The 12,419-nt window shown below is 43.3% G+C and carries 8 protein-coding genes; all 8 read left to right on the forward strand.

Features of this window, described 5'->3' with window-relative positions; all coding sequences use genetic code 11:
- Positions 1–55: 55 nt before the first annotated feature.
- Positions 56–514 (forward strand): NUDIX domain-containing protein, encoded by a 459-nt coding sequence (locus BS614_RS05925; protein WP_074093245.1) that lies wholly within the window; start codon positions 56–58, stop codon positions 512–514.
- Positions 515–1,158: 644 nt separating this feature from the next.
- Positions 1,159–1,575, forward strand: coding sequence for a pyridoxamine 5'-phosphate oxidase family protein (locus BS614_RS05930; RefSeq protein WP_074093246.1), 417 nt, complete (start codon positions 1,159–1,161; stop codon positions 1,573–1,575).
- Between the two features lie 477 nt (positions 1,576–2,052).
- A complete protein-coding gene (locus tag BS614_RS05935; RefSeq protein WP_084174415.1) occupies positions 2,053–4,326 on the forward strand; it encodes a bifunctional 2',3'-cyclic-nucleotide 2'-phosphodiesterase/3'-nucleotidase in 2,274 nt (757 codons plus the stop codon).
- Positions 4,327–4,538: 212 nt separating this feature from the next.
- The gene (locus tag BS614_RS05940; protein ID WP_074093248.1) at positions 4,539–5,597 is read left to right on the forward strand and encodes an EAL domain-containing protein; all 1,059 of its coding nucleotides are present in this window, start codon (positions 4,539–4,541) and stop codon (positions 5,595–5,597) included.
- A 173-nt stretch (positions 5,598–5,770) separates the two neighbouring features.
- Positions 5,771–7,858: a methyl-accepting chemotaxis protein gene (locus BS614_RS05945; RefSeq protein ID WP_084174416.1), complete on the forward strand. Its 2,088-nt coding sequence runs from the start codon at positions 5,771–5,773 to the stop codon at positions 7,856–7,858.
- Between the two features lie 186 nt (positions 7,859–8,044).
- Entirely contained in the window at positions 8,045–9,337 is a 1,293-nt protein-coding gene (locus BS614_RS05950) for an arsenic transporter (RefSeq protein WP_047840355.1), read from the forward strand.
- Between the two features lie 309 nt (positions 9,338–9,646).
- Positions 9,647–11,512 (forward strand): BglG family transcription antiterminator, encoded by a 1,866-nt coding sequence (locus BS614_RS05955; protein WP_074093249.1) that lies wholly within the window; start codon positions 9,647–9,649, stop codon positions 11,510–11,512.
- Positions 11,513–11,529: 17 nt separating this feature from the next.
- Positions 11,530–12,408: a ketose-bisphosphate aldolase gene (locus tag BS614_RS05960; RefSeq protein WP_074093250.1), complete on the forward strand. Its 879-nt coding sequence runs from the start codon at positions 11,530–11,532 to the stop codon at positions 12,406–12,408.
- Positions 12,409–12,419 lie beyond the last annotated feature (11 nt).

Here is a 12,419-nt window from a genome sequence, read left to right on the forward strand (position 1 = left end):
TAGTATCAGGTTGTTCGGATTGAACTTTGAAATTGACAAGGAGTGAATGAACAGAATGAAACCCATACGCAACTCGGCGAAAGCTGTCATTGTGCAGGATGGACGATTGCTGGTCATCCGGCTGGAAGACCAATATGGTACCGCTTATGTGTTCCCGGGTGGAGGACAGGAGAAAGGTGAAGAACTCAAGGATGCGGTCGCACGCGAATGTCTGGAGGAGATTGGTCAGGCCGTGAACGTGGGAGAGCTGTTACATATCCGGGAGTATATCGGAAAAAATCATGAATTCGCCGAGTGGGATGCAGATATCCACCAGGTTGAATTTTATTTTGCGTGCAGCCTGATCGATCCCGCTGCAACTATTTTTGAAGGCTCCAATCCAGACGACCACCAAGTCGCCGTGGAATGGATTGCACTTGAAGAGCTGTCCCAGATTCGTTTATATCCAAAAACCATAGGAGAGCTGCTGCTTAAATCGGATTCTTCATCAATCTATCTTGGAGATCTGAATTAAAAAGATCCTAGGAACAATACGGGATAATCCCTTTATGTAAACATTTTAATAATCAGCTTTGCCGATTTTGTCACGTTTGCGTACAGGTTTAAGGGATTCACCATAGGTGAGGTGGGTACACTATAAGTACAGGCTTATTACAGAGTTGCATTAAGCTGTCTCTAGTTATAAGCGATTAATGAACTGTCATTAAACAAAAAGAGATAGTAACAATTACACTTCTCTTTGTACTTTTATTAATCAACCTTAATTGGGAGAACGGTAGACGTAGTGGAGGGGACGGAATCGATTCTGAGGAAGCGAAGTGTTCGCATGTATCTTGGATTTTCAATCATATATCCTTTGGAATTAAGCATTCACACGATAACGGAGAGGACAGAAGAAACCTGAAAAAGCGAAGCGCTCGCCTTTATCACCGGATTTTCCCTTTAGAAAAAGGGAATCAAAAAAATCTGGGGATAACAGCGATTGGAAGGTTGTTCTGTCATCGTAGTGCCAGTGTGAATCGGTTTTAATCCAATGCATATGAGGAAGAGATCAGGATCATTGAGAGATAACAGCGATCCAAAGAACGATCCGTACCCGAAACGGCCGCCTACAAGAGTCCTTCCAATATACCTCCAAAACCGAAAGGAGCACTTCCCATGAACCAGACTGAATTGGAACAAAACATTGTAAAAGCATTGGAAAACAACCCTTTTTGCAGCTTCTCCACTGTGGAGAATGGTAAACCGAAATCCCGCTATATGGCGCTTTTCAACGATGGACTGAACATTCATCTGGCAACGAACCGCCGTACACACAAAGTAGAGGAACTGGAGAATAATCCGAATGTTAGCCTGCTACTTGGTTATGAAGCTGGTGGTTCCAAGGAAGTAGTTGAGATCGAAGGAACCTGTGAAGTGACGAAGAACGAAGGCTTGCGTGAGCAAGTGTGGAACGACGAACTGAAGGCGTGGTTCGATGGACCTAATGATCCAAACTATGTCATTCTGGATATCACCCCGACTCGTATTGAATACACAGGGAAAGATCATGAACATCATGTGTGGGAACAATAATCCGAATATGAAAATAACCTCTGCAAAGTAGCGTCCTTATGCGAAAATACGCGCAGAGTTTAATCCAACCGTGAAAGCCATTATGGTTTCACGGTTTTTGGTATGGATGAATAACGCTGAATTGGATATACATGTAAGACACATGTAATATACGTATTTTAAAGATAATAAGCACTATATACCTACTAAAATGTTGAAAAAATTGTCGAAATCACGCATGATAATGTAAACTTGCCTAGGTATGTGCGGGTAATGTAAAAAATAATGCTTTTCAATGACTGAACATTGCGTTATGATTTGGAATGTAAACGACAAGCACAGACATAAATAGATGTTCATGTGAGATAAACTTACCTGGAATTCCGATGCATGTCATCAGAGCGTCAGTACGCACAACCCATGAAATCTATCTTTTTTCTGCGCTCTTCGTTTGCCCATTAATGCATGATTCAATGTACATAACCGGGAGGGGTTATTTTGAAAATGAGAAAAAAAGTATTATCAAGCCTGACTGCCGCTTTGGTTGCATTAAACGTGCTTGCGGTGTTTCCGGTACCTGTATCGGCTGCGGATGCTGCCAAAGTTAAACTGCGGATCATGGAGACCACAGATATTCATGACAATCTGATTAACTATGACTACTATTCCGACAAAGAGACAGACCAATATGGACTCGCCAAAACAGCTACACTGATCAAGAAAGCGCGTGACGAAGCCAAGAACAGCCTGCTGTTCGACAATGGTGACCTGATTCAGGGTAACCCGCTGGGAGACTATGTTGCGAAGATTGATCCATTGAAAAAGGGTGAGACTCACCCTGTATATAAAGCGATGAATCTGCTCGATTATGATGCAGGTAACATCGGTAACCATGAATTCAACTATGGTTTGGACTTCTTGGACATGACGCTCGAGGGAGCGAACTTCCCTTACATTAATGCCAACGTCTATGTAGACGATGGTGATGATGATGAGACAAATGACAAAAACTATTTCACACCGTATGAGATTTTGGATAAAAAGGTAACGGATGAAACTGGTAAAGAACATACGATCAAAGTAGGTGTGATCGGATTTGTGCCGCCACAAATCATGCAGTGGGACAGCGCTAACCTTGAAGGCAAAGTAATCGCCAAGGATATTATTGCTACCGCGAAAAAATTCATTCCTGAAATGAAAGCCAAAGGTGCCGACATTATTGTAGCTATCCCTCACTCCGGATTTGAGGATATCCCTCAAACGGATCTGATGGAGAACTCCGTACTGTACCTGAGCCAGGTAGAAGGCATTAATGCCATTCTGTTTGGACATGCTCACAAAGTATTCCCAAGTGCTGATTTTGCCGGCAAAAAAGGGGTAGACCTTGAGAAAGGGACAATCAATGGCGTTCCTGCTGTAGAGCCAGGGTTCTGGGGTGATCATCTTGGTATCATCGACCTGGATCTAGAGCTGGTTGATGGCAAATGGAAAGTGGTAGATTCCAAAACGGAAGCACGCCCAATCTATGACACAGCCAACAAAAAGCCACTGGTAGATGCGGATCAGGACATCATTGATGCGGTTCATGAAGAGCATGAAGGTACATTGGAGTATGTTCGTGGTCCGGTGGGCGAAACGACTGCACCTATCAACAGCTTCTTCGCTCTGGTTCAGGATGATCCATCCATTCAGATCGTAACGAATGCACAGAAATGGTATGTCGAAAAACATATGCAAGGTACGGAATATGAGAAAATCCCTGTATTGTCCGCAGGTGCACCATTCAAAGCCGGTGGACGTTCAGGCGCTTCGTATTACACGAATATCCCTAAAGGCACCATTGCGATTAAAAACGTTGCTGACCTGTACGTATATCCAAATACGGTACATGCTGTAATGGTTAACGGCGCAGAACTGAAAGAATGGCTGGAATGGTCTGCAGGCCAGTTCAACCAGATCGACCCGGCTAAAGGTGGACACCAACAACTGATCAACAATGACTTCCCAACGTACAACTTCGATGTTATCGATGGTGTAACGTATCAGATTGATGTGACCCAACCAGCCAAATACGATAGCAAAGCTACGATTGTTAATGCATCCGCAAGCCGGATCAAGGACCTGAGCTTTAACGGCAAACCGGTTGACCCAGCACAAAAATTCATTGTAGCGACAAATAACTACCGTGCTTCTTCATCCAAACTGGCTAACCCGGACGGTAAACGGATCGTTCTGGCTGCACCGGATGAGAACCGTCAAGTGATCATCGACTACATCCGTGAGAATAAAACGATTAATCCGGCAGCGGACGGAAACTGGTCCCTGGCACCAATCAAACCATCTGCTGGTGTAACCGCAGCAGCGCTGAACGATCTTGAAGTTGTGTTTTCTTCTTCCCCGGATGCAAAAGATCTGGTTGAAGCAAACCCGGCGATGTCATTCATCGGTACAAACAATGAAGGTTTTGCAGAGTATGGTTTGAAACTGACAGGTGAAGCAACAACAACTCCGAAACCAGGTACGGAGCCTGATCCTACGCCTACAAAGCCAACTAAACCTACGGAGCCGACTACTCCAACCAAACCAACGACCAAGCCACAGCCTGAGAAACCAGCGGGCGGCAAAGTGGTATATGTGGTGAAAAAAGGCGATAACTTGTACCGCATCGGTTTGAAATATGGTGTAGACTGGCGCAAGCTTGCGACAGCTAACCAAATCTCAAATGTGCATAACCTGAAAGTTGGACAGAAAATCGTGATTCCCGCTTCTTAAAGTTTAATAAGTTGAGGGAGACCGACAGTCATCAGACTGTCGGTCTTTTTTTCTGCAAATTTGAATATATTTGTTCCAAGAACCGTCATACAGGAAGTCATCAAAACAGTAGAGATTAATTTTAAGACCCATGATATAATATTTACAAACTTTGGGTATATACAAGTGAACATTAATGGACATGGAATCTAAATTGGCAAGGGGGGTCCTACATGAATTGCAGTGGCTGCAGTCCAATCTATCCTATAGAGGGCCAAGGTACCTTGTACTTGCGTCCCATTTCCCCCGCTTTGCTGGAAGCGCTACAAACGCCGGGAAGACTTATCGAGACGTCGAATGACATGATATGGATGGATTTTTCGAATCTTGAGACGGTTCAGAATTTAATAAAAGAGATCGGCGAAATTGATCCGACATTACGTGATTCCCTAACCGTTCAGATTATGCCTATATACGAACAGGCTAATGAAGAAAGCTGGATTAGTCTAACCATGCAGGAGTCCCGTTTCAAGCATGCGGAGCTTGTTTCCATTATTCTGGAGCATCAATTCAGCAGTCATATGCAACCCATCGTTGATGCATCGGAGCAGATTATTGGATATGAGTTTTTGCTTCGTCCTGCTGAGAATGGAAAATCCTTCAGTTCCTATGAATTATTTGAAGTTGCGCGTGAGACCGGACTACATTCTTTTCTGGATCGATTGGCTCGTATTACTGCTATTGAGACCAGTGCCCTTTTTTTGCCGCATGGTGTCAAACGCTTCGTAAATTTCCTGCCTTCCTCCATATACAATCCTGAATATTGTCTGACACATACGTTTGAAGCGATTGAACGCCTTTCGCTGGACCCTAAAGATTTTGTGTTTGAAGTCGTGGAAACAGAGCAGATTCAGCATATGCCCATCTTGCAGCAAATATTTGAGGTATATCGTTCCCGTGGAATGTCGGTTGCACTGGATGATGTGGGTGCCGGATATTCGACAATAGAGTTGATGAATCGGTTAGAACCGGATTTTGTAAAAATAGATCGAAGTCTCATTGACCGTTGTGATCAGGATTCGACCAAACAACAGCAAATTCTTCATATTGTTGAGATGTCGAGTCGATTTGGAGGGCAAGTCCTTGCCGAGGGGATCGAACGAATGGAAGAGTTTGAATTCTGTCGTTCCATAGGTATTGAGCTTGCACAGGGCTACTATTTTGGTAAACCCTCGGCACAACCGCCAGGCGGTCCGTACTGCAATACTTCATTTAATTCATGTAATAATTAGTAACCTGTACCTTGTACAAGTCGCTTCTGATCAGAGGTGGCTTGTTTGGCGTGCCTGCACATTTTTCTCTCAAATAAATACCCTCATTTAGCCGATATATAAGATAAGCCTTTTAGATTGATCCATACATACAAAGAAAGAGGGCATTTTTACATTTTGAGGGGGATAAAGACATGAGTGAAACTCAGGATAATAAACCAATGAAAGCAGCGAAACCTGCCAAACCAAAACATAGTCAAAATAAAAAAAAGAAAAAGAAAGGTTTCGTCTGGAATATAAGGAACAAACTATTGGTCTCCTTCCTGGCTGTTCTACTCCTGCCAAGCTTGGCAGTCGGCGTGATCACACTAACGATGGCTGAAGATGGCGTACAAGGACAATTAGTGGATAGTGCCATGCAAAGTGTGAGCACTGCCAATACCATTGTAGAAAACCAAGTGAATTACAAGATTCATGACATTAACTATTTCGCGGATGCTCTTGATCCGAGCCTGGTCAAAGGGGAGAACGATAGTCCCGAGCTTCAGGTGAAGCTGGAGCAATACCTGGGCTTGCATCCCGATGCCATGAATATTTTTGTAGGAACAACAGATGGAGTCATGGTTCGAGGTAAACCAACAGCGAGCAGCACACGGGGAGATGCATATGATCCTAGGGAGCGGGAGTGGTACAAACTAGCGATGGAAAAGCCAGGTACAGCTGTTGTATCAGCGGTGTCTGTTAATACCGATGGTGTTGCAGTTGTGTTTATCTCCAAAACATTAAAGGATCAATCCGGTGTCATCGGTTTGTCTCTGGACCTGACAGACCTGCAAGAGCAGGCATCCATTAAGGTGGGCAAAGAAGGCTACGTCATTATTATGGATGCAAACAAAAACTATGTCGTATCCCCTGTAGCAGATGCAGGTACGCCGGAAACGAGCGGCACCCTTGATGAGATGTATCAGAGTCAAGAAGGTCAATTCGATTACGTGTACAACGATCAGCCGAAGATGATGATTTTCTCAACAAATGAAGCAACAGGCTGGAAAATTGCCGGCACGATGTTCAAGAGTGAAATAACTAATGCGAGTAAGGATATTCGCATGGCCACTTTTATTGTTATTCTGGCGGCTACGTTCCTTACGCTCCTCTTTATTATCTGGTTTACACGCTCCATGCTGCGCCCAATCAAGCGTCTGCAGGAATCAGCGAGAGCCGTGAGTAAAGGTGACTTGACCGTGAAAATGGAAACAGGACGCAAAGATGAAGTCGGAGAACTTGCGAAGTATTTTGAACGAATGGTCGATAACCTTCGAATGATGATTCTGGGCGTACAGGAAACGACAGAGCAGGTATCTGCTTCTTCCCAAGAGTTATCTGCCAGTGCAGAACAAACCACCAAAGCGATTGAACATTCAACACAGGCCATTCAGGAACTGGCTGAAGGTGCAGAGCAGCAGGTAAACAGCGTGAAAGACGGATCGGGACAGATGAGCCGAATGGCAGAAGATGTTCGAATGATGTCGGAGCGTGTGCAATCGATTACGGCAAATATGCGGAATACGTCCGGAGCAGCTACTTCTGGTAATGAGGCAGCAGGACAGGCTGTGGTGCAGATGAACAGTATCCAGGAAACGGTGGAGCAGCTGGGAACGGTGGTTCAGTCTCTGAATGCCCGTTCGGTAGAGATCGGCAGCATGGTTGATGTCATTGCTTCCATCTCCAAACAAACGAACTTGCTCGCATTAAATGCTTCTATTGAAGCGGCAAGAGCGGGTGATGCGGGTCGTGGGTTTGCCGTCGTAGCGGGAGAAGTACGTAAACTGGCAGAGGAATCCGGTAGCTCGGCAGCGCAGATCGGTGAGGTGGTTCACAATATCCGTCAGGATATGGATGCCGCTCTAATCGCCATGAATGCCGCTCAGACTCGGGTGGGAGAAGGAATTCAGGCCGTGAATACGTCCGGACAATCGTTTGCCCAGATTCGGGAGGCGGTGGAAGATGCCGTTCATACATTGGATGACTTGTCCGAAACAACGAAGCAACTGGAGAGCGGTGCATCCCACGTTGCCAAAGCGATGAGCGATATTTCGAATGTGACCCAGGAATCGGCTGCAAATACAGAATCCGTGTCTGCATCTTCGCAAGAACAACTGGCATCGGTAGAAGAGATTGCATCATCCTCGGCACATCTGAATAGCATGGCGGAACAATTACAAGGATTGCTTGGCATGTTCAAGATGGTGGAGGATACACCGAAGGATAAAGGTAAAGAATAATTCTTGGCATTGAACACCATAACTTACCACACATTTTATATCAAAAGAAAATAAAGATAGACAATATTCCTGTTGCCCTGTATAAATATATCGTCTGGTCATTCCGCGTATAGAGCGGTGTAATCTTACGAAACAAGATTGAATTAACGAAATAATATATTGATACAGGGTACAGCAGGAGGCTCTATGGTATACGTAGCAATACTGATTTTTGTAGTAACGATCACTTTGGTGATCTGGCAACCTCGTGGGTTGGGTATCGGTTGGACTGCCTCGGGCGGGGCATTGCTTGCCCTGCTATGTGGAGTTGTTAGCTTAAATGATGCCTCGGATGTAGCATCCATTGTATGGAATGCAACGCTGGCCTTTGTCGGCATTATTATGATTTCTCTCATTCTCGACGAGACGGGTTTCTTCGAATGGGCTGCCCTTCATATGGCAAGGCTGGCTGGAGGAGACGGTCGCAGACTGTTCTTCTACTCCATTCTGCTGGGAGCCGCGGTGTCTGCCTTGTTCGCGAATGACGGTGCCGCGCTCATCCTGACGCCAATTGTGCTGGCCATGGTGCGTGCATTGAAGTTTGATGAGCGCATGGTGCTAGCTTTTGTGATGGCGAGTGGGTTTATCGCCGATACCACGTCGTTACCGTTAGTCGTCAGCAATCTGGTTAACATTGTATCGGCCGATTTCTTTGGTATTACATTTGTGGAGTATGCGGTACGCATGGTCGTACCCAATCTGTTCTCAATCGTAGCGAGTACGGGGATGTTGTTTTTGTTCTATCGCAAAAGCATACCTCTTCGCTACGACATCTCCGCGGCACGTGACCCGAAGGAAGCGATCCGTGATCCACGGATGTTCCGAATCGCCTGGTTCATGCTTGGGTTGTTACTCGTGGCCTATGCATCCAGTGAGTTTCTGCCGATTCCCGTGTCGGTTATCGTTGGCTCCGTTGCGTTGCTGTTCGCTTTACTGGCACGCAAGAGCGAGGCGGTTGATCTGAAACGGGTAATTAAGGAAGCGCCATGGTCGATTGTGGTGTTCTCGGTGGGTATGTATATCGTCGTATATGGACTGCGTAATGCAGGGTTAACGGATCATCTGAGCCGCTGGCTGGATGCCATAGCAGAGCATGGTCTGCTGGCTGCTTCGCTTGGGATGGGCATCATCGCTGCTGTATTATCATCGGTGATGAACAACCTGCCGACCGTGTTGATTAACCTGCTAGCCATCCAGGGCGCACATACCGAAGGTATCATTCAAGAAGCATTGATCTATGCCAATGTCATTGGTTCCGACCTGGGTCCCAAAATGACCCCAATTGGATCACTTGCCACATTGCTGTGGCTGCATGTGTTATCCCGTAAAGGTGTGAAGATCACATGGGGGTATTATTTCAAAGCAGGTATCATCCTGACGATCCCGACATTGTTAATTACGTTGGCCGGATTGGCATTGTGGTTATGGATTCTAGGTTAGTACAATCGTAATTACATTTGGAACCAGAACAAACCGTTAAGGGCCTAGTGTAGGTAGTGTTTGTAGGGATCGCACTTATTGTCATGGATGTAGTGGTACTATACACACAAACCAACCTTTTTAGAAGGTTGGTTTTTTTTGTGTTCTATTTTCCTTCCCAAACGATTCTTAAATAGAATACTAACTTAGAATTTAAAAAAAGTGGGTATCATAAACGAATACACGATCACTTCCTAACTATTAGGAAAGAGTATAGGCTTGGTGGATATAAAGCGCTTGCATTAGTATGTGTGTAAGGAGGAAAGCCAAATGAGAAAACGTTACATTAAGCTATTAGAGCATTTAAAACAATCTGAGCATGATTTTGTGAGTGGAAGCGAATTAGCTAATCTATTTGATGTAACGACTAGAACGATCCGCAATGACATTAAAGAAATAAATGAAAATTATTTAGATAAAGCAATAATTACCGGCAATACTCGCAAAGGATACAAGTTAGTCGGGGATTTATCCAGCCTGTATAAAAATGAAGATGATGACGAAGAAAGAGCATTTCATATTATCAAAGCACTGTTATCGCAGACTGATTTTATTACGTATGAGGATCTGGCTAGAACGCTTTATTTTTCGACTCAAACGATCCGTAAAGACGTGCAAAAATTAGTGCAAACGATTCAAGCAGAAAAGCAGAACATCGAAATTGAAGCGATTATCTTCCAAGGTATCCGGCTTAAAGGAAGCGAAGTTGAGAAACGGATTTTGCTCAAAAAACTAGTCACTACCGATTGTCTCAAACACATGCCGATAGACGAAGCACTGCAATACTATTTTGGCGATTGGTTCAACGAATCTTCTATTCATTTTATCTACGCTTGTATTGAAGAAGAGGTTGCCAAGTATAATTTATTGCTAAGTTTTCAAGAATTATTCTCGATCTGTGTGAATGTTTTGATCAGTCTTAAACGAGTAAGTCTTGCACAAAAAATAACTGAACAGGATATGAGGTTGGATCATACAAGCTTTGAAGAATTAAAAATAGCCCAATCTATTCTGATCCGTCTGGCTCAAGAAATGGATATCCCTTTTGATGAATATGAGTATCAGTATTTAGGTTACCTGCTGATCGCATTGCAGATCTTACCTAAAAAAAATGAAGAGATCGGGCATGAACACGTGAATGAAATGGAACAAAAAATCAAATCAGTGATCCAAAAAGTTGGAGAGCAATATGGATTCATCAGCTACAAAAACCAAGAGTTACTTGATCGATTATTAGCTCATATTACCAAATCATTATACCCATTAAAGTATTATTTCCCTGTCGAAAATCCTTTTATTGCTCAAATAAAATCAGAATATACCAATGCTTATAATGTCGCAGTTGTGTTGGCAAAAGAATTGCAATTTTGCTTAAATATCAAAATACCCGAAAATGAAATCGGTTACTTGACGTTACACATTATGGGCATTATTGAGAATTCTCAAGATAACAGAAAACGTATTGCGATTATTTATGGCAAAAATCTATTAGTCGGCAAGCTATTGGAGCGTAAGATTAATCTCTATTTTCCGAATATTAGAATCGATAGTCTATTAGCTAATCATGAAATACATCTTCTTCCCGAAGGAATTGAAACGATTATCACAACGAGCGAGATTGCGGAACAACAGCAGTTAAATGTACAAAATATCATTCTGGTAAGTGAAATGATTACAAGTGATGATATGAAGAATATTTCGATTCAGTTAAATCGTGGACTGCTCAAATATTATTTATCTCCAGATGATGTTTTTTTCCTAAATGAAGACAATCCAATTGATTTGTTAAAAAAACTTACAGAACTAGGCGATATTCAGCATTTATATACCAGTATTGTGGAAAGAGAAAAAATGTCGAGTACCAATATTGGGAATTTGGTCGCGATGCCCCATCCATTTGATTGTGGAGATAACAAAAAACTACGTGTACTGGTAGCGATTAATAAGCAGAAAATGCTATGGGGTGATCAGATGGCGCAGATCATTTTTCTGTTTATTCCGCCGAAAAATCAGAAGGTGAATAACACCAAATTTTTCGAAGAAATTTACGATGTGTTTAAACAGACCAATATGACAGAAAAAATACTCCATATCACCAATTACGATGAATTTTTGGAAGTCTGGTCTTCCAAATAAATCTAGGAGGAATTCAAATGTTAATTAATATGAAAGATTTACTTAAAGTAGCGTATGAAAATAAATTTGCAGTCGGATCATTTAATGTAGCCAATAGCGAGTTCGTCAAAGTGGTCATTACAGCCGCAGAGGAGCAGAATTCGCCTGCAATTATGCAGATTCACCCGAATGAAATTGATCTAGTCACTGATGAATTTATAGCTTATGTGCGAGAAGCGGCATCCAAGTCCAAAGTACCGTTTGTTATTCATCTGGATCATGGAGCGACGATCAAAGATATTACACGTTCGATTCGCAATGGGTATACATCAGTCATGATGGATGCATCTCATTTACCTTTTGAGCAGAATATTGCGGCAACCAAGGAAGCGGTTGAACTGGCTCATCTGGTCGATGTATCTGTAGAAGGTGAACTAGGTACAATTGGGAGTAATGAAGGCAGCTCGGAAGGTGGGGCTGACGAGATTTTGTATACGAATCCAGAAGAAGCGGCGATTTTTGTAGAACAAACAGGTATCGATACACTTGCTGTCGCTGTAGGTACTTCACATGGTATTTATCCTCAATCCAAAGATCATTCGATCAAAATCGATCGTTTGAAACAAATTCATGAAAAAGTAAAAATTCCGTTAGTGCTGCATGGTGGATCAGATAATCCTGATGAAGAGATTAGAGAAGCAGTGAAGCATGGGATAGCGAAGATCAATTTATCAACCGATATGAAGCGAGCATTCTACAACCAATTAAGAGCGACACTCGATGCAAATCCGAAAGCATATGAACCGGATCAACTGATGCCTGAGGCGACCAAAGCGGCAACAGAACTGGTGAAGAAAAAAATGGATCTGTTTGGTTCTACAGGTAAAGCATCCCTTTATAAACTGGGAGAAATTTAAGAGGAGAGATC

This window comes from Paenibacillus xylanexedens (genome assembly GCF_001908275.1).
GTDB lineage: Bacteria > Bacillota > Bacilli > Paenibacillales > Paenibacillaceae > Paenibacillus > Paenibacillus xylanexedens_A.